This is a genomic window from Herbidospora sakaeratensis, assembly GCF_001570525.1.
GTDB classification, from domain to species: Bacteria; Actinomycetota; Actinomycetes; order Streptosporangiales; family Streptosporangiaceae; genus Herbidospora; species Herbidospora sakaeratensis.
On sequence record NZ_BBXC01000008.1, the window covers coordinates 889,507 to 906,974 of the forward strand.

A 17,468-nucleotide genomic window follows, 5' to 3' on the forward strand; every position below is an offset into this window, starting at 1 on the left:
GGCTCCCGGAAGAGACGCGCCGGGAGGACCTGTCCCTGTCAGCCTAAGGGCAGCCAGGGGATGAACGGCGACGAGTGTGCCAAAGAGGCTCAGCACCGTCAACCACGAGCCCCCAGCCGGCAGGCCTGAACACCGACAAGGCGATCGCGATCGCGGAACCGACAGCCCGCCGCCAAATCGGCGCGGTACTCGTCTTGGCCTGGACGGTCGCCCAGCGCGACGCCGAACTCCTGCACTGTTGGGTGAGCAGGCCCGCCTGATACCGCGATCGGAAGCAGCGGATGACTCCTACTACGCATAGATGAAAGTCATCACCCATCTATGCGTAGTGTCATGCGGTTTGGAATCGGCGTCCCGAGTGAGTGGAGCCACAGGTAGATGGTTTGCGGCGGGTATTCGAGTAAGTCGATCACCCATCTCGTGATCGGGACGCCTGATCGCTAAGATCCGCCACCATGACCTTGATCCTTAATGTCGCGATGGCCGTCTCGCTATTGGCGTCGGCGCCGACCGGCCCGGGGGCTCTCACCAAGAATGCGATCTACAAAGCCGGTGCACTGCCCACGGTCACCTGCACCGAAGAGACCTACTTCGCCGAATTCGATGCCGCGAAACGACAGGCCGAAAACGCCCTGACCTGCCTGGAACAGGCCTGGCGGCCCTTACTGGCCAAGGCGAAGATCCCCTTCAAGCGCCCCAAACTCGTCATCAGGGACGGCGACCGCGTCAAAGCATGCGGAGTTTCCGGCACGACATACGAGACGCTCGGCATGTACTGCCCGAAGAACAACACGATCTACGTCTGGTCCCCGGAGAGGTCACGGAAAGACGAACTCGACCGCCCGACTCTCCTGGTGAGCGTCGCGCGTGCCTACGCCTACCACATCCAGCAAATCACCGGAATACGTCCCGCCGCGCAGAATGCCTTCGACAAAGCCTCGAAGCGCGGCAAGAAGGACGTGAGCCTCCGGTTGGAGATGCAGACCACCTGCTTCACGGCAGCCTTCCTCGGCAGCGTCTGGGATTCCCTCGGGTACACCGCCGAAGACCACACCTCGGACTACGTGCTGTGGGTGCTGGTCAACATGCATCATGCGACGGACTTCAACAACGGCAAGGCCGCCAACGCCAGTCATTGGGCGACACGAGGGTTCAACACTCGCTCCCCCGGAGCATGTCAGACGTTCTCGGCACCGGCGAAGCGGGTCAGCTAGCCAGATGACACCGAGACACGATGCCGTACCCGCCGACCGGGCCGCCGCATCGGCCCACGTCGGAAGCTTCCGTGCCGAGATGCCGAGGATTCATCCGGGTCGTGGAGACAGGTTGCCGCACGACCCGGCACCACCGCCGTTGTGATGGTTCGAAATCATGAAACGCGCCTTATATGTGGCGGCGGCCGTTCTGGTGCCGCTGGCCGGATTGTTCACCTTGATCATGATTCCCATGTGGCGTGACGATGCCCGTCTCGACGCCTTGTAAGAGCGGGTGATCGCCCACCCGCTTCCGCCGGACACGCGTCGGGCTCACCCCGCGGCGGATACCGCGACATTGAGCGGCAACCTGTGGGGCGGGAGCGGACAATACTGTGAGTATCTGGTGACAATCACGTTTCTAACGTATCTGAAACCGCAGGACATACGCCGCTACTACCGCCAGGCCAAAATCCCAGGAGTAGAGGGAGACGTGAACATCTCTCTCTTCTTCAAAGAGCCTGTCGACGGCGAGAGCCAGGTCATCCTCGAGGCTTACGACTCCCATGGAAGCGACTGGGACTGGCGCTGCACTTGAAGCACATTTCCACAGGCCCGATTCACTGACTCAACGCCACCTATGAAGGGTTCTCGGTGAACGCGATCAAGGAACGCGTCGTCAATAGGGAGAAGTTCCGGGTTCGCCTCCTCGACGGATGATCACCACAGATTCTCTCGTGTACAGGAAACGATAATGACTCAATGGGCCGAGACCTTCGACTATTACCGCGCCCTGCTGGAGGCGGAGGAATGGCTCTCCTCCGCCATGTGCTGGACGGTCGTCGAAGGCGACCATTCGCTCGCGGAAACCGCGACCCGGCTCACCGGTCACCCAAACGTCGGTGATCCACGCCGCGTCGGTGACCTGCTCGGCGGACCACTCACGGTGAGCATCGGCCGGACGCCGTCGGAGGTCGTGCTCTTCGAACCGGGCGGTTTCCTCAGCAGCCACCCGCCGGTGCTGATACGGCTCAGCCGGGATTGCAATGTGTATTCCGTCTTCTGGGACATCGACGGAAACAACTACCTCAGCCGTGCCTCCGGAGGGAGGATCCTGGCCCGCCTCGATCTCACGGAACCCGAAGAATGGCCGGCCGAGGGTGTGGATACCTGGCCAGAACTCCGGCACTTCAACCACGCAGACGAAGACGACTGGCAGGCGGCCGGGCTCGCCGTCGCCGAACTCTCCACCGGGCGAAGATTCTCGCGAGAATGGCTCCAGGAGCCACACCGATTCATCCAGGTGAGCTGGCCTCTTCCCGACGAGAACACGGCACCCCCGGCATCCGGCCAGGAGCCCGGATTCGACACGAAGGCGCGCCTCGTGGAGGCCCTCATCGCCGATTTCGACTTCGGCGGCTTCCCCGCGGCCCACGAGGCCTTGACGCTGCTCCGGGCCGGCACTCACGCGCCGGATGACCTGATGACCCGCGTGCGCGAACTCGACCAGGTGATGGTCGCCGACTTCCGCGCCCACGACGAGGGAGAAATGGAAGACAACCCCAGGTGGCGAAGGATGCAGGCGGCCTTTGCATTGTCGATGGCGGTTGAGGAGCCCGGAATCCGGCCACCGGGGTTCGGCGTGTTCAACCACGCGGAGAACGCATACGGCGACCGCTGGCCCGAGATGCGTCGGCGGCTGATCGACCGGTAGAACCGGATACCCCAGCGGTTCGGCCAGGTCGAGGCTGTGCTCCTCCAGCGCTTCGAGGGCCGATCCGTCGCGTCGAGTCCACCAGTCCCCCGTCGGCATAGCCGCGACCCGTCATCACCCGAGAACAAAGCAAGCACATCTCTCCGTCGCGATGCGCAGTCTCTGACTTAAGCCGTTCGCCTCATCGATCGCGTCGGCCGTCGATGCCTGCGGCCTCACGTAGAGGGCTTTCACGGCACTTCCCAGACCGTGCTGGCGATCTTCCAACGCGACAAAAGCCAAATACGAGCGAAGCGAGCTCGATCCGAGCGAAGCGAGGCCCTGTCAGGGAGCGAGAGCGCCCCCGGAGCGAAGCGACGCCAGGGACGCGAAGCGGACCAGGGGGAGCGCGAGGGGGCGAAGCCCTCTCGTATCGGGGGTCCGGGGGTCGCCCCCCGGCGCAAACGAGGAACGGCTCGCGAAAGGCGCCAAAGGCGCCGCCCACGAGCCGTTCCGAGAGTGGAGCTTACGCTCGTCTACTCGATTCGATCAGCCGGATCGAGATGCCTCATGAATGATGGCGTCTGACCCGGAGCGAACACGCCACATTGCAGGTTGAGCCCCGCGAACGCCGGGGGCTGCGACGAGACCGGTCGACAGTCCGGTCCAAGCCGGGCCGCCTGCCCTCGGCGATCCGAGGAACTGGTGGAGCCCACTGAGTCCGATGTCCTTCGGTGGTACGCATCGCCCTCGCAGGTGGTCTCCTTCTCGGCCGTGCACAGGTCGGTGCCCGGACCCCCAGAGACCCGATCGAACAGGGCCGAAGTGGCGATGGCGTGTCCCGCCGAGGTAGCCGGGGAAGCAGCTCGAAGGCGGCAGCTCCTTCATCGACAGCGTCCTCTAACCCGCATCGTTGATTGGCGACCATGTCCGAACTCAACTCTGCGACGCCTCTCAGGACCCCTGCAAGTCCTTGGATTTGAGCAACGCCACGAGCTCGTCCATGTTCTTCGGCTTCGCCCACGGAGAAGCGGTCCCGAGGTCGATGCCATGCATTCCGCCCAGCAGAGAAGACCCAGCATCGGGCGACAGCCTCGCTAGCGCCGGGTCTTCCAGGACCAGGCCCTGTGGGGGCGCTATCATTCTTCGAGCGGCGGAGGGAAGAGCGATCCCGGAATATTTGATCCGGCCCTCTTCGATGATGTCTTCTTGCCCGAAGAACATGATGCGTGTGCCAGGCGGCACGGCTTTCTGGAAGTCCTCAACGGATTCTCCCGGCGACCATTCTGAGGGCTTCTTTGATTCGTCTCGGACGACTGGCCCCTGGTATATTCGAATGTACAGATCGCCGCCTGCAGCAGCGAGGTTCCCCTTGGCCCCCTTCAGTACATCGGTGACCGTCATTTTCAGCAGCACGTGATGCAGTAGCGGCCCACCGGGAGCAATTTCCAGACCAGGCCCCTGGTCCCAGCCTGCGACTACCCCAACCGCCACCACCGGGACAGAAATCGCCAGCTCTTCCGGTGACTCTTTCACGTCAAAATCTGCGTCCGTGTATCGGAGTAATGATACGTCCAAGGACCCGGCGATGGTTGCCTTCGGCGTTGCGGGGGTTGCTGAGGGAGCTGTGGCATTGGTCGTGACGGTTCCACCACATCCCGCGATGGCGAGAGAGGATGCGACCACCAGTCCCGCAAGGGCTGTCTTTGTACTAGCCGCATAGTTCATCTTTACCACCATGCGTTGATGTGGGCGATGTGATGACTGTTGTACGTGTACGTCCATGACCCTGTCGGCTCGTCGTAATCATCGACCGACTGGCTGGCCATGCAGTCGAGCACTCCGCCTGGCGGAAAGTCGGGTATTGGGGCCTGTGGGTAATAGTGGTCAAGTCCAACGGTATGCCCGAGCTCATGGCAGGTGGTCTTCATCATCTGATGCTGCCAGTGGTTGACATTCTGGATGTTCGTGACATTGAGCGATACCAGTCGCTGATCGCACACGCTGCTGTCTGAGGCGGTCCTCACGGCGCATACTGCGCTTCCGTAGACAGGATCCGAGAACTGTGCCCATGCCACATCGGTGGCAGGGTCTCCATCCTGGTTGGAATTGAGATAATCACAAGTGGCGTGCTGCGGGATTCCTGGAATATCAGTGGTCCAGTACAAGTAGTCCATGGCTTCGGGTATATAACTCCGAACCAAGGATCCCGCCGTGGGGGTGTAGCACCAACTGTGGGTGCTTTTATCCGGCGGGATGCCGTCGAACGGCCAGGGATTGGCCCGCGCCGGCACCGCGGAGACCGAGATGAGTGTGATCAGTGATGCGAGGATTGCAGCCAGTCGATTTCCCGATCGGCGCACGCGACTCCATTCTGTCGAAGCACTCGATGTGAGGGGATTGACTCCTTGATCTTGAACGCAGAAAACTCCATCAACAAGCCTTGATCTTTTGCGCGCCGCAAACTATCCTTCACACGTTCGCGATCAAAGTAATCCAGATTCGTTCGGTGCTTACTGAGTAGTGGTCAGGTGAAGCCGCAACACCTCATCGCTGTTATATAAATGACGGGACCAGTGACTTGGCTTCAGTGGTGTTCTTGCGAACACACTCAGTGGCTACTGATCGCTCAACCACGCCACCCCCATATCGATGGGTGCTGGCACAGCGCCCAACATCAAGTGCGAGCGAAGCGAGCTCCATCCGAGCGAAGCGAGGCCCTGTCAGGGAGCGCGAGGGGCGAAGCCCTTCGCCAGGGAGCGAGAGCGACCCCGGAGCGAAGCGACGCCAGGGACGCGAAGCGGACCAGGGGGAGCGCGAGGGGGCGAAGCCCTCTCGTATCGGGGGTCCGGGGGTCGCCCCCCGGGGTAAACGAGGAACGGCTCGCGAAAGGCGCCAAAGGCGCCGCCCACGAGCCGTTCCGAGAGTGGAGCTATGGGGATTCGAACCCCAGACCCCTTCCATGCCATGGAAGTGCGCTACCAGCTGCGCTATAGCCCCGCCGCACTCGTTCCGTCTGAGTGCTGTGCCAGCATAGCGGATTCCGGAACGAGGGGTGAACGCGTCCGCGTCCCCCCGAAATCCCTTCGCATACCGCCACATCCCACCCGTAACGTTGATCCTGGTGCCGGCAGGTCAGGGGCGCCCCGGGTATCGCCGGGTCGTGTTCCCCGCATCGCGTCGGCATCTCCTCTCTGGCAGGTCGCCACGACCTTGGGTTCGATTCCCTGCGGCGACCTCCGGCGGGTCGTGTTCGATGCGGTCGCCTGGGCCCTGCGGGCTCCCGTCCCCGACGGGAACGCCCCCGCCCATGGCTCCGTGACGGCCCGCCGGAGGCCGTCCTCGGCGAAAAAGCGGGTGATGCGAAATGGCGAAGATCACGGTCATGGAGTGGGAGCGCGTGCTGGCCTTCCACGACGGGCGGTTCGAGCGGGTGCACGGCCCGGGCCGGCACCGTTACAACCCGCGCCGCACGACCCACGTCACCGTCGACGTCAGGCCGCAGCTCGTGCAGGTCCCGGGCCAGGAGGTGCTGACGCGTGACGGCGTCACCGTCCGGGTGTCGGCGACGGCGTCGTGGCTGGTGAGCGACCCCGTCGCGTACACCAACGGGGCTTCGAAGCCGGTCCAGGTGCTCTACGCCGCGCTCCAGGAGGGCATGCGCGCCAAGGTCGCCCAGCTCGATCTTGAGTCGCTGATCGCCGACCGGGCGGCGCTCGATCTCGACGGGGTACGCGCCGAGGTCGCCCCCCTCGGCATCGAGGTCACCGATTTCCGCATGCGTGACCTGATGCTGCCGGGTGAGCTGCGGCGGGCGGCGATGGACGCGGTCGTGGCGCGGGAGCGCGGTAAGGCGGTGCTGGAGGAGGCGCGGGCGGAGGCGGCGGCGCTGCGGTCGCTGGCGAACACGGCGCGGCTGCTGGAGGAGCACCCGGCGCTGCTGCAGCTGCGGACGCTGCAGGTCGCGGCGGAGCGGTCGACGACGCTGGTCATCGACCCTCGGCGGTCAGCGGCCGAGTAGGCGCCGCCACCACGAACGGGCCGGTGGCGGCGCCGTCAAGGGCTGAACAGGGGGCGGGTGGGCGGCGCGCCAGGCGGCGACCACCTCGTCCTCGTCGATGAGGGGCACGATGACGGGCGGTCCGGCCATGGGGTGGCGGACCGCCTCTTTGATGCGGTCGTTCATCTCGGCGACCAGGGTGCGGGCCTGGTCTTCCGACCGGGCCGCCACGGCGGCCTCCCTGACCTTCTCGGCTTCGCGTCGCAGGCCCAGGCCGCCGGGCAGAGGGAACTCCAGGCCCTCTTCGTCGAGTTTGCGCTTGATCCAGCCCATCTCGTCGTCGCGCCCGCGGGGCAGCGGCTTGCCGGCTCCGGGCAGGTCGTCGAACTCGCCGCGGGCGGCGGCCTCGCGGATCTGGCGGTCGATCCAGGTCTCGAAGTTCATCCCGCCGGGTTTGCGGTCGGTCACACCAGCCTCCGGAGCAGCTCCCTGAACTCTTCGCCCTCGGCGGGGCCCCCGAGGACGGCGATCACCTCTTCCTGCAGCGTATCGGCCGACGCCTGGGCCGTTTCGACGCGCTCCATGCCGAGCGGGGTGAGTTCGAGGGCGTAGCGCCGCCGGTCGAGCGGGTCCTGCCCGCGGGCCACCAGGCCGGCTTCGGCGAGTTCGTCGACAACCTGGGCGGCGGCGGCCTCGGTGTAGCCCATGACCTCGGCGAGGCGCTGCTGGGGGCAGGGGCCGAGGCGGCCGATGGTCATCAGGGGGCCGACGAAGCGCATCTTCATGCCCGTGTGGGCGAGCAGGGCGTCGCCCCGGCGGCGCAGTTCGAAGTGGGCGCGGGAGATCAGGTGTTCGACGCTGCCGGACGAGCCGGCCAGGCGGCCGAGCAGTTCGGTGAAGCGGTCGCGTTCGGCGGGGGTGAGGGCGGCGGTGAGCCGGCTGTCGCGGGCGGCCGTGGTGGCGCGCAGCCCGTCGAGCGCCTCGCGGCCCTTGGGCGTGACGGAGATGACGTGGGAGCGCCGGTTGGCGGGGTTCACGGTGCGGACGACGAGCCCGTCCTCCGACAGGCGGTCGATCAGCCTGACCATGATCGTCCGGTTGATGCCGAGCCGTTCGGCCAGCTCCTGCTGCGACCCGGCGGCCTGGTCGGCCAGCGTGTCGAGGATCACGTAGTCGCGGGGGCCGGAGCCGTCGGACGCCAGGCGGGCGTACAGGGTCCGCAACAGATAGCCGATGTACTCCCGCACCTCGACAGCATAAGATACTTAAGTCATTGACGGTTAAGCATGTTGATAATAAAGTCCGCGACATGAGCATCGATCTGACGATGATGTACGCCTTCCACGACGCCCTGCGACGCGAGCTCGACCGCATCGCCCGCCTGACCGAGACCCCCGGGAACCTGCTCAAGGCCACCGTGACCTGGGATCTGTTCACCACCTACCTGCACATCCACCACACCTCCGAAGACGACGCCCTGTGGCCCGCCCTGCGCGCAGTGGTGCCCGAGACCGACCTGGCCCTCCTCGACGCCATGGAGGCCGAGCACGCCGTCATCGACCCCGCCCTGGCGGCCGTCGAGTCGAGCACCGCCGCCGACCTGGCCGAGAACGTGGCCGTCCTGCGCGACCGGCTGACCGCCCACCTGCGGCACGAGGAGCGCGAGACCCTCCCCCTGATCGCCGCCACCCTCCCGCAGCAGGAGTGGGCCCGGTTCGGCGAGCTGCACCGCGGCCGCGTCGGCTCCGACACCGGCCGCTACCTGCCCTGGCTGCTCGACTCCGCCTTCGACGACCTGGCCGACCGGGTCCTGGCCGGCATGCCCGAGTCGTTCAAGGCCGCCTACCGGGACGAATGGCTCCCGGGCTACCTCGCGACCCGGGGCGTGTCACATTCCTAGGGCGTGATACGTCTGTTCCGTCATGACCACAGAGTCGTTCAGTGAGCACCGGAAGGTCCTGCTCGGGGTCGCCTACCGCATCCTCGGCAGCGTCACCGACGCCGAAGACGTCGTCCAGGAGGCCTGGCTGCGCTGGTCGCAGCTGCCCGAGGGCCACGCTGACGACGAGCGCGCCTATCTCGTCCGGGTCGCCACGAACCTGGCCATCGACCGGCTCCGGCACGTCAGGACGCGCCGGGAGTCCTACGTCGGCCCGTGGTTGCCCGAGCTCGTCAGCACGCCCGACGTGGCCGAGGAGGCCGAGCTCGCCGACACGGTCGAGCTGGCGCTCATGGTCGTGCTGGAGACGCTCTCGCCGCTGGAGAGGGCCGTCTTCGTCCTGAGGGAGGCGTTCGGCTACAGCCACGCCGAGATCGGCGCGGTCCTCGGCCGCGACGAGGCGGCGGTCCGCCAGCTCGCCAAACGCGCCCGCGACCACGTCAGGGAGCGGCGGCCGCGCTACGACGTCGACCGGGGCGAGCGCCGCGAGATCACCGAGCGGTTCGTCAGCGCCGCCGCCGGGGGCGACCTCGACGGGCTGACCGCCCTGCTGGCCCGCGACGTCACGCTGGTCGGCGACGGCGGCGGGAAGGCCAAGGCGCCGCGCAACATCCTCGCGGGGGCCGGCAACGTGGCCCGGTTCCTGGTCGCCATCGCCTCCGAGCGCGGCGTCGACCGCTTCCTGGGCGGGGCCGACGTCGAGCTGTCCATCGAGATCGCGAGCGTGAACGGGGGGCCGGCGGTCGTCGTCCATGCCGACGGGCGGGTGGCGGCGGTCTTCTCGCTGCTCGTGGCCGACGGGCTGGTGCAGACGGTGTACGTCGTGGCCAACCCCGAGAAGATGTCACACCTGTGAGGTCGCGCCCGTCCACGGGTGCATGACGCAGATCACCATCATCGGCGGCGGGCTCGCCGGGCTGACCGCGGCCATCGCCTGCGCCGAGCAGGGCGCGGACGTCCTCCTCCACGAGGCCCACCAGACCCTCGGCGGCCGGGCCCGGTCGACCGCCGGGCCCTACGTCGCCAACGACGGCACCCACGTCCTCTACGCCGACGGAGCCCCGTTCCGCTGGCTGCACCGGCGCGGCCTGGCCGGGCCCTGCCGGTCGCTGGGCCTGAGGGAGGTCAGGAAGATCCGGGTCCGGTACGACTCCCGTCTGCTCTCCCGCCCGCCCCGCCCGCTGGTCACGGCCCTCCTGAACCGGGGCCGCGAGGCTCCCGTACACGAGAGCTTCGAAAGCTGGGGCCACCGCTGCCTGGGCGAGGAGGCGACGGGCGCCGTGGCCGGCCTGCTGGGCGTGGTCACCTACGAGGCCGACCCGGGCCGCCTGTCGGCGAAGTTCGTCTGGGACCGCTTCCGGCGGGTCTCGCGGCCCGGCTTCCCGGCCCCCCGCTACGTCGTCGGCGGCTGGGGACGCATGATCGAGCGCATGGCCGCGCGGGCCCGCGAGCTCGGCGTCGCGATCGAGACCGGTTCGCGGGTCACCGAGCCGCCCCCGGGCCCCGTCATCGTCGCCACCGGCCTGGACGCCGCTCGCACCCTCCTCGGCGACCCGGCCCTGACCTGGGAGAGCGGCCGGGCGGCCCTGCTCGACCTGGGCCTCCGGCGCGACCCCGCCGACGCCTTCCTGGTCGCCGATCTCGACGAGGGCGGCTTCTTGGAACGGTACTCATCGCCCGACCCCACCCTCGCGCCCGAGAACGAGAGCCTGATTCAGCTCCAGATGCCGCTACGTCCCGAAGAGAGCAAGCTCACAGGGATCGCCCGGTTGGAGCGGCTCGCCGACCTCGGTCTCCCCCGCTGGCGCGAGCGCCTCACCTGGCGGAGAGAGGCCCTCGCCTCGCGCCGCACCGGCGCCCTTGACCTGCCCGGATACACCTGGCGCGACCGTCCGGCCATCGACCGGGGCGACGGGGTCAGGCTCGCCGGAGACAGCGTCGCGGCCCCCGGTCTGCTGGGTGAGGTGGCGGTCAACAGCGCCCTGGAGGCGGCCCGTCAGACGGTCGGATCGATCGGGAAAACGCGCCTGATGACGTAAAGGATGGGGGCAGATTGGCCCGATCCACCTCCCATGGCCTAGGCTTAATGAGTGGTCGCCCGAGGCGAGGTCAGGTCGCCTCGGGCGGCCACCCTTATTTGCGGGCCACGCGCGTCGTCATCGCCAGTTCGTCGCCGTCCAGAGCGAACTCCACCGCGACCGCGTTGAGCTCTCCCGTACTGGTCAGATGGGTGCCCCCGCAGGGGATCGACGCCTCGGCCCCGGGCAGCAGGCAGCGCCACGTGCGGCGGGCGGTGAGGGCCTCGTCGGGGCAGTCGACCCAGACGGGCGCGTCGGCGGCGATCCACTCCTTGAGGCGCTCGCCGACCTGCTCGGTCACCGCGGCGAGGTCGAGGCCGGCGGGGTCGAAGCCCTTGCGCCGCAACGACTTGCCGAGCCTGTAGACGTCGCGGCTGCCGTGGTTCAGGATCCGCGACGACGTGATCGCGAGCTGGTCGAAGTCGGGGTGGCCGAGGCTGTCGGCCCTGGCCTCCTTGCGCCACAGCGGCGCCAGCGCCTCGTTGAGCGCCAGCGCCGTCAGATGGCAGGCGGTGTGGCCGGCCGAGAGGCCGTGCCGCCGGTCGGGGTCGACCCACAACTCGACCTGGCCCTCGATGGGCTCCTCCATGATGTGGACGACCAGCCAGTGCCACCCCTCGGCGCCCCGCTTCACGGGGATCTCGTCGCCGATGTAGAGGGTCTGGCCGTCAGTCGCACCGGTCTGGCAGTCGACCACCCGGGCCCCGGCGAGCAGGCCGGTGTCGGCCGGCTGGTCGGGCCAGGCGTGGTCGAGCGGGTGGAACGGGGTCCGGGCCACGATGACTCCGTGGCCGCCCCCCAGCGGCACCCGCGCGACCACTTCCGACGACCCGGTCAGCCCGCCCTGGGGATAGGTGACCTGGGTCGATGCGCGAAGGTCCATGACTGTCATTATCGGGCACGGCGTCCAGAACCCGGTCGCCGCCCACGTACCATCCGGTGACCGCCTGGGCCGCCACGACCACGAAGAGCAGGGCGAACGGCAACGTCCAGCCGCCGGAGAGCTGGTAGAGCAGGCCGACCAGGAGCGGCCCGGCCCCGGCGATGAGGTATCCGGCGCTCTGCCCGAACGCCGACAACGCGGCGGTGGCCTCGGCGGTCCGGGTGCGCAGCCCCAGCAGCGCCAAGGCCAGTGGGAACGACCCCATGGCCAGCGACAGCACCAGCGTCCACACGATGATCGCCTGGCCGGTCATCAGCCCGGCGAAGCCGATCACGTAGATGGCGACGAACCCGAGCACCAGGGCCCGCTGGTCGCGCATCCGGGTCGCCAGGGCCGGCACGACGAGCGAGACGGGGATGCCGACCGCCGCGAAGATCGCCATGACGGTCCCGGTCTGCTCGCCGGTGAACCCGTGGTCGAGCAGGAACTGCGGGAACCAGCCGAAGATGACGTACGCGATCAGGCTCTGCGAGCCGAAGTAGCCGGCCATGGCCCAGGCGAGCCGGTTGCGGAGCAGGTCCCCCGGCCTGATCCCGCCGGCCGCGCCGCGCTCGGGCTCGGTGCGCAGCAGCGCGAGCCACGGGATGACCGCCACGGCCGCCAGCGCCGCCCACACCCCGAGGGCGACGTGCCAGTCGCCGTCGGCGGCCTTCTGGATCGGCACGGTCGCGGCCGCCGAGATCATCGTGCCGAACGCGAGCCCGACCGAGTAGAGCGTGGTCAGCGGCCCCGGTCGCGACGGGAAGTGCCGCTTGATGAGCGTGGGGATCAGCACGTTGCCGATCGCACCGCCCGCCAGCGCGACGGCGCTGGCCAGCAGGAACACCGCGGCGTCGTCGACCATCGACCGGATCAGCAGGCCCACGCCGGTGAGCACCAGCGCCGCCACGAGCAGCCGGTGTTCCCCGGCCCGTCGGGACAGGGCCGGGGTCACCGCGCCGAAGGCGGCGAAACAGAGGACCGGCAGCGTGGTGAGCACCCCCGCGGTCACCGCCGACATGCCGAGAGAGTCTCTGACCTGGTCCAGCACGGGGCCGACGCTGCTGACCGCGGTACGCAGGTTCAGCGCGGCCAGCACGATCCCCAGGGCCACCAGCCAGGCGATCGATCCGGTACGACTTCGGCGGGCGGCGATCGCTGCCATGCCTAACTCAATCCCCCACTCATCGAATCATCCTATGATTCGACAAAGTTTAGGACCCTTTTGTCCCGTTAGGCAAACTGGTTGTAATGAACGTGGGTGGCCCGGGGGCCGCCCACGGGGGAATCAGGCCACCGGAGGGGTCATCGGCGGGCCCTCGTCGTACCGGGGGTTGCCGAAAGGCCGGGGCGTCGCGCCGGGCGTCGGGCCGGGCGGGGGCAGGGTCGTGTCGCCCGGCAGGGCGCCCCCCGGCTCGTGCCGGTCGCCGACGTCGCCGCGCCAGCCGCCGGTCTCCTCGCCGCGCGACTCGATGAACTCCTTGAACCGGTCGAGGTCGCCGTTGACCCGCATGCGGACGATCTGCAACGCGTCGCCCACGGTCTCGGTGAACCCCTCGGGGTCGTACTCCATGCGCAGCGTCACCCGGCAGGCGGCGGCCCCGAGGGTCTCGAAGGTCACCGTCCCCGACTGGCGGGGGCGCTCCAGCGAGCGCCACTCGATGCGGTGGTCGGGGGTCTGCTCGGTGATCTCGGCCTCGAACTCGCGCCGGATGCCGGCGATCTCGACGACCCAGTGCGTGCGCCGGTCGTCGAGCTGCTTGACCGACTCCACGCCTTCCATGAATTCGGGGAAGGACTCGAACTGCGTCCACTGGTTGTAGGCGGTCCGGATAGGCACATCCACGTCCACCGTGTGTTCGATCGTGCTCACTGCCGTTCCTCCAGAATTGTTGGGGAACGGTCACCCCTGCCCGCGTCTGCGGTTTCCGAACAACCACAGCAGACCGATCACCGGCAGGACGAGCGGGATGAACAGGTAGCCGCTGCCGTATCCCGACCACACGGTCGCGTGCGGGAACGCCTGCGAGTCGACGATCGACAGGGTGCCCACGACGAGCACGCCGGCCAGCTCGATCAGGCACGCCGCCACCGCCAGCCGCTCGTTCCCCCTGGCCAGCGCCACGGTCAGGACGATGTAGACGGCCGCCGCGACCGCCGACAACGAGTAGGCCAGCGGCGCCTCGGAGAACTTCGCGGCGATCTGCACCCCGGCCCGCGCCGAGGCGGCCAGCGCGAAGATCCCGTAGACCGCGACGAGCACCCGGCCCGGCCCGGTGTTCACCCCGGTGGTCACGGCATGTCCCACAGCTGCAGCAGCCGCCCCGTCATGACCCCGGCCGTGAACGCGGCCACCGCGATGACGGCGGGCCCCCAGCGGGTGCGCTCGGCCCGGCCCCACCAGAGCGCCGCCGGCGGGATGACGATCGTGCCGATGAGGTAGCCGACGAAGGTGGCCTGCTCGGTGACCTGACCGGCCTTCGGGAACGCGATCACGGCCTGCACGACGAGGGCCAGCTCGACCAGGACCAGCCCGGCCAGGATGAGCGCCCCCATGGGCCGGTTCCGGATCGCCGTGACGAGGGAGACGACGGCCAGCAGCAGGGCCGCGCCGATCACCCATCCGGAATAGGCGGAGAACATGCCCAGCAGGGTACCGGTGGCCTATGCCAGTCCGTGCTCCACGGCCAGCACGGCGAGCCTGATCCGGTTGGCGCACCCGGTCTTGGCCATCACGCTGGCCACGTGGGTCTTCACGGTGGTGACGCCGAGGCTGAGCCGCTCGGCGATCTCGGGGTTCGACAGGCCCGCGCCGACGAGCGCGAGCACCTCGCGCTCGCGCCGGGTGATGGGCAGCGGCGGCGGTTGCCCGGCGGGCACGTGGGTGACCGCGCGCTCGACGATCCGGGCCAGCGCCGACCGGGAGAAGGCCCGGTCGCCGTCGGCGGCCCTGCGCACGGCGTCGAGCAGCTCGGCGGGCGGGGTGTCCTTGACGAGGAAGCCGCAGGCCCCGGCGTTCAGCACGGCGTAGAGGTTCTCGTCGTCGTCGAACGTCGTCAGGGCCAGCACCCGCGTGGCCGGGCGGGCCGCCGTGATGCGCCGGGTGGCCGCCACGCCGTCGAGGCCGGGCATGCGCAGGTCCATCAGCACGACGTCGGGGATCAGGTCGTCGACGAGCCTCACCGCGTCGGCGCCGCCGCCGGCCTCCCCCACCACCTCGACGTCGCCGGCCGACTCGAACAACATGCGCAGGCCCATGCGGACCAGCTGCTGGTCGTCGACGAGCAGCACGCGGATCATGTCAGCACCTCCGGGAAGGTCGCCCGCACCCGCCAGCCGGGCCGCCCCGGTCCGGCCGGTCCGGCGGTCAGGCTGCCGCCGAGCAGTTCGACGCGTTCGCGCATGCCGAGCAGGCCGTGCCCGGTACGCGCGGCCGGGGGCTCGCGCCCGGCGCCGTCGTCGTCGATCTCCACCCGGACCGTCCCGCCGAGGCGGGTCACCCGGAGCGAGGCGCGGGCCGAGGGCCCCGCGTGGGTGGCGGCGTTGGCCAGGCCCTCCTGGGCGACGCGGAGGACCGCGAGGCCGCGTACCGGATCGAGGTCGGCGACCCCCGGGTCGACGGCCGACTCGACCACCAGCCCGGTGCCCTTGGCCCGGTCGACCACCGCGCCCAGCGCGTCGGGCAGCCCGCCCGGGTCGACGAACGAGGCGTCGAGCGGCGCCCGCAACACGCCGACGAGGCGGCGCAGGTCGTCGAGGGCGGCGGAACCGGCGGCGTGGAGGTCGTCGAGCACCTCGGTCACCCGGGGGTCGGCGCCGGGCGCGAGCACGTGGCGGGCCACGCCGACGCGCAGCACCATCGAGGACACGTGGTGGGCGACCAGGTCGTGCAGCTCGCGGGCGATGGCCGCGCGTTCGGCGGCCCGCGCCGCCTCGACCCGCCGGGCCGCGCCGTCGCGCTCCCGCCGCGCGGCCTCCCGGGCCAGCCGCACGTAGCCGCCGAGCAGCAGCGGCACACCCTGGAGGATCACCACCCGGAACACCACCTCGCCGGCCGAGCCGGCGTGCCAGCAGACGACGAACCCGCAGGCCGCGGCCGCCCCGAGCACCTGCCAGAGCGGCGCGCGCACGGCCGTCTCGAACAGCAGCACGCAGGTCAGCACCTTGAGCGCGGGGGTGACCGCGAACCCGTGCAGCTCGCCGTAGAGCAGCAGCCCGGCCGCGATCAGCGTGGCCGCCGGCGGCGACCACCGGCACACCCCGGCCAGCGCCAGCGCGAGCAGGGCCAGCGCCCAGTCGCGGCCCTCCACGCCGGGGATGATCCACACCAGGTCACCCACCAGTGCGGCCAGCAGGATCGCCAGCCGCACCAGGATGTAGTCAGGCTCGAAGACACGCTCGATCCACACCACGCGAGGAGCGTAACCGGCCGGATCGCCGGAAACCTCCTCCCGCGGCAGGACCCGGTCAGCCCTCGGCGGTCTCCCGCACCAGCAGGTCCACCACATCGGTGGCCTGCCCCTTCTTCCGGTACGCCGCCCGCTGCCGCGCCGCCGACCCGCCGAGCCGCACGGCCTCCAGGGCGAGCGCCGAGACGGTCTCCCAGTCGCCGAGCGCCTCCAGGGTCGGCCGCAGCTCCTCCAGCAGCGTCTCCACCAGCAGGCCCGCCGGGCCCGGTTTCCCGGTGAGCGGCGAGATGAGGTCGCCGCTCAGCCCGGAGCGGGCCGCCCGCCAGGTCGCCGCGCGCAGCAGCGCGGGCCGCTGGTCGAGCCGGGGCGGGGCCCCGGCCTCCACGGCGTCGGTCTCCCTGACGACCAGGGCCCGGAACAGCCCGGCCAGCAGGATCATGTCGTCGACCCGGGGCACCGCGTCGCACACCCGCAGCTCCATCGTCGGCACGTGGGCCGACAGGCGGATGTCGAAGTAGACCATCCCCGGGTCGTCGATCACGCCCGAGGTGACCAGGTCGGCGACGGCCTGGTCGTATTCGGCCGCCGAGGCGAACGGCCCGAGCGGCCCGGCGGTCGGCCAGCGCTGCCAGGCCAGGGCCCGGCTGCTGGCGTAGCCGCTGTCGGCCTCGAACCAGTAGGGCGAACTCGCCGAGACGGCCAGTAACACCGGCAACCAGGCCTGCACCCGCTGCGCCACCAGCACGGCCAGGTCGCGGTCGGTGATCTCCACGTGGACCTGGCCGCCGCAGATGAACTGCTCGCGGGCGATGAACTGGTAGCTGTCGAGCAGGTATTCGTAGCGTTCGTCGGCGGTGAGCTCGAACCCCTCGGCGCCGTGCAGAGGGGCGGTGCCGGAGCCGACGATGCCCAGGCCGTGGGGTTCGGCGCTGGCGATCAGGCGACGGCGCAGGCCGACCAGGTCGGCGCGGAGGGCGGCCAGGTCGGGGGTCGGGGTGCTGTTGGTCTCGACGACGGCCCGCTGGAGCTCGGCCGAGAAACTGCTGTCGGGAAGCCCGTCGAGGACGACATGGGCCTGTGGGGTCAGCCGGCGGCTGACGAGATCGACGACGTGGAATTCCTCTTCCACGCCCAGCGCCACCAAGCGAGTCATAAGACGTGATCTACCCATCATCCGGTGAATGAGCACGAACTAGGTCAAGCGAGACGCAGACGGCCGGAGGCCGGCTGTGGC

General features: G+C 69.2%; 19 protein-coding genes and 1 tRNA gene. 7 read left to right on the forward strand and 13 right to left on the reverse strand.

Features of this window, described 5'->3' with window-relative positions; all coding sequences use genetic code 11:
- Window positions 1-455: 455 nt before the first annotated feature.
- From AW271_RS09790 to AW271_RS09800, 3 genes are all read left to right on the forward strand, one after another.
- Complete coding sequence (locus AW271_RS09790; RefSeq protein ID WP_062335113.1) at window positions 456-1,214, forward strand: neutral zinc metallopeptidase; 759 nt, start codon at window positions 456-458, stop codon at window positions 1,212-1,214.
- A 337-nt stretch (window positions 1,215-1,551) separates the two neighbouring features.
- Window positions 1,552-1,791, forward strand: a complete 240-nt coding sequence (locus tag AW271_RS41430; protein WP_157553997.1) for a hypothetical protein — start codon at window positions 1,552-1,554, stop codon at window positions 1,789-1,791.
- 156 nt (window positions 1,792-1,947) lie between these two features.
- Complete coding sequence (locus AW271_RS09800) at window positions 1,948-2,907, forward strand: hypothetical protein (protein ID WP_062335117.1); 960 nt, start codon at window positions 1,948-1,950, stop codon at window positions 2,905-2,907.
- 933 nt (window positions 2,908-3,840) lie between these two features.
- On the opposite strand, the gene AW271_RS39580 is transcribed toward AW271_RS09800, so the two are convergent.
- The 3 genes from AW271_RS39580 to AW271_RS09810 all read right to left on the reverse strand — a co-directional run bounded on the left by AW271_RS39580 (window position 3,841) and on the right by AW271_RS09810 (window position 5,886).
- The gene (locus tag AW271_RS39580) at window positions 3,841-4,626 is read right to left on the reverse strand and encodes a hypothetical protein (protein WP_157553998.1); all 786 of its coding nucleotides are present in this window, start codon (window positions 4,624-4,626) and stop codon (window positions 3,841-3,843) included.
- Window positions 4,617-5,063, reverse strand: a complete 447-nt coding sequence (locus AW271_RS39585; protein ID WP_157553999.1) for a zinc metalloprotease — start codon at window positions 5,061-5,063, stop codon at window positions 4,617-4,619. The genes AW271_RS39580 and AW271_RS39585 overlap by 10 nt, the downstream gene beginning before the upstream one ends.
- A 750-nt stretch (window positions 5,064-5,813) precedes the next feature.
- A tRNA-Ala gene (locus tag AW271_RS09810) sits at window positions 5,814-5,886 on the reverse strand.
- 367 nt (window positions 5,887-6,253) lie between these two features.
- Between AW271_RS09810 and AW271_RS09815 the strand changes: the two genes are divergently transcribed.
- Window positions 6,254-6,907: a slipin family protein gene (locus tag AW271_RS09815; protein WP_062335122.1), complete on the forward strand. Its 654-nt coding sequence runs from the start codon at window positions 6,254-6,256 to the stop codon at window positions 6,905-6,907.
- Here the strand turns inward: AW271_RS09815 and AW271_RS09820 are convergent.
- Together AW271_RS09820 and AW271_RS09825 are read right to left on the reverse strand one after the other, a co-directional pair.
- Window positions 6,893-7,354, reverse strand: coding sequence for a DnaJ family domain-containing protein (locus AW271_RS09820; protein WP_062335124.1), 462 nt, complete (start codon window positions 7,352-7,354; stop codon window positions 6,893-6,895). The two genes, AW271_RS09815 and AW271_RS09820, sit on opposite strands and share 15 nt — an antisense overlap.
- Entirely contained in the window at window positions 7,351-8,133 is a 783-nt protein-coding gene (locus tag AW271_RS09825) for a MarR family winged helix-turn-helix transcriptional regulator (RefSeq protein ID WP_062335127.1), read from the reverse strand. The genes AW271_RS09820 and AW271_RS09825 overlap by 4 nt, the downstream gene beginning before the upstream one ends.
- Window positions 8,134-8,195: 62 nt before the next feature.
- Between AW271_RS09825 and AW271_RS09830 the strand changes: the two genes are divergently transcribed.
- Genes AW271_RS09830 through AW271_RS09840 form a run of 3 tightly spaced genes read left to right on the forward strand, consistent with a single transcriptional unit; the run spans window position 8,196 to window position 10,864 of the window.
- Entirely contained in the window at window positions 8,196-8,786 is a 591-nt protein-coding gene (locus AW271_RS09830) for a hemerythrin domain-containing protein (RefSeq protein WP_062335129.1), read from the forward strand.
- Between the two features lie 22 nt (window positions 8,787-8,808).
- Complete coding sequence (gene sigJ / locus AW271_RS09835) at window positions 8,809-9,681, forward strand: RNA polymerase sigma factor SigJ (RefSeq protein WP_062335131.1); 873 nt, start codon at window positions 8,809-8,811, stop codon at window positions 9,679-9,681.
- 22 nt (window positions 9,682-9,703) lie between these two features.
- On the forward strand, window positions 9,704-10,864 hold the full coding sequence (locus AW271_RS09840) for an NAD(P)-binding protein (protein ID WP_062335133.1): 1,161 nt from the start codon (window positions 9,704-9,706) through the stop codon (window positions 10,862-10,864).
- A 94-nt stretch (window positions 10,865-10,958) separates the two neighbouring features.
- Here AW271_RS09840 and AW271_RS40615 read toward each other — a convergent pair whose 3' ends face one another.
- From AW271_RS40615 to AW271_RS09880, 8 genes are all read right to left on the reverse strand, one after another.
- Entirely contained in the window at window positions 10,959-11,681 is a 723-nt protein-coding gene (locus tag AW271_RS40615; RefSeq protein WP_083976353.1) for an alanyl-tRNA editing protein, read from the reverse strand.
- The gene (locus AW271_RS38355) at window positions 11,572-12,990 is read right to left on the reverse strand and encodes a CynX/NimT family MFS transporter (protein WP_083976355.1); all 1,419 of its coding nucleotides are present in this window, start codon (window positions 12,988-12,990) and stop codon (window positions 11,572-11,574) included. Before AW271_RS38355 ends, AW271_RS40615 begins: the two co-directional genes overlap by 110 nt.
- Window positions 12,991-13,113: 123 nt before the next feature.
- Window positions 13,114-13,698, reverse strand: a complete 585-nt coding sequence (locus AW271_RS09855) for an SRPBCC family protein (RefSeq protein WP_083976357.1) — start codon at window positions 13,696-13,698, stop codon at window positions 13,114-13,116.
- A 30-nt stretch (window positions 13,699-13,728) separates the two neighbouring features.
- Complete coding sequence (locus tag AW271_RS09860) at window positions 13,729-14,121, reverse strand: hypothetical protein (protein ID WP_157554000.1); 393 nt, start codon at window positions 14,119-14,121, stop codon at window positions 13,729-13,731.
- On the reverse strand, window positions 14,118-14,468 hold the full coding sequence (locus tag AW271_RS09865) for a hypothetical protein (protein ID WP_062335139.1): 351 nt from the start codon (window positions 14,466-14,468) through the stop codon (window positions 14,118-14,120). The genes AW271_RS09860 and AW271_RS09865 overlap by 4 nt, the downstream gene beginning before the upstream one ends.
- Window positions 14,469-14,489: 21 nt before the next feature.
- Window positions 14,490-15,125: a response regulator transcription factor gene (locus tag AW271_RS09870; RefSeq protein ID WP_062335140.1), complete on the reverse strand. Its 636-nt coding sequence runs from the start codon at window positions 15,123-15,125 to the stop codon at window positions 14,490-14,492.
- The gene (locus AW271_RS09875) at window positions 15,122-16,237 is read right to left on the reverse strand and encodes a sensor histidine kinase (protein ID WP_062335142.1); all 1,116 of its coding nucleotides are present in this window, start codon (window positions 16,235-16,237) and stop codon (window positions 15,122-15,124) included. Before AW271_RS09875 ends, AW271_RS09870 begins: the two co-directional genes overlap by 4 nt.
- 55 nt (window positions 16,238-16,292) lie before the next feature.
- On the reverse strand, window positions 16,293-17,387 hold the full coding sequence (locus AW271_RS09880; RefSeq protein ID WP_245653003.1) for a carboxylate-amine ligase: 1,095 nt from the start codon (window positions 17,385-17,387) through the stop codon (window positions 16,293-16,295).
- Window positions 17,388-17,468 lie beyond the last annotated feature (81 nt).

Bases quoted from the DNA above. Each gene is read 5' to 3' on its own strand.
- AW271_RS09790 (WP_062335113.1), top strand. From the start codon at position 456: ATGACCTTGATCCTTAATGTCGCGATGGCCGTCTCGCTATTGGCGTCG.
- AW271_RS09815 (WP_062335122.1), top strand. From the start codon at position 6,254: ATGGCGAAGATCACGGTCATGGAGTGGGAGCGCGTGCTGGCCTTCCAC.
- sigJ (WP_062335131.1), top strand. From the start codon at position 8,809: ATGACCACAGAGTCGTTCAGTGAGCACCGGAAGGTCCTGCTCGGGGTC.
- AW271_RS39585 (WP_157553999.1), bottom strand. From the start codon at position 5,063: ATGGACTACTTGTACTGGACCACTGATATTCCAGGAATCCCGCAGCAC.
- AW271_RS09870 (WP_062335140.1), bottom strand. From the start codon at position 15,125: ATGATCCGCGTGCTGCTCGTCGACGACCAGCAGCTGGTCCGCATGGGC.
- AW271_RS38355 (WP_083976355.1), bottom strand. From the start codon at position 12,990: ATGGCAGCGATCGCCGCCCGCCGAAGTCGTACCGGATCGATCGCCTGG.
- AW271_RS39580 (WP_157553998.1), bottom strand. From the start codon at position 4,626: ATGGTGGTAAAGATGAACTATGCGGCTAGTACAAAGACAGCCCTTGCG.
- AW271_RS09830 (WP_062335129.1), top strand. From the start codon at position 8,196: ATGAGCATCGATCTGACGATGATGTACGCCTTCCACGACGCCCTGCGA.
- AW271_RS09880 (WP_245653003.1), bottom strand. From the start codon at position 17,387: ATGACTCGCTTGGTGGCGCTGGGCGTGGAAGAGGAATTCCACGTCGTC.
- AW271_RS09800 (WP_062335117.1), top strand. From the start codon at position 1,948: ATGACTCAATGGGCCGAGACCTTCGACTATTACCGCGCCCTGCTGGAG.
- AW271_RS09840 (WP_062335133.1), top strand. From the start codon at position 9,704: ATGACGCAGATCACCATCATCGGCGGCGGGCTCGCCGGGCTGACCGCG.
- AW271_RS09865 (WP_062335139.1), bottom strand. From the start codon at position 14,468: ATGTTCTCCGCCTATTCCGGATGGGTGATCGGCGCGGCCCTGCTGCTG.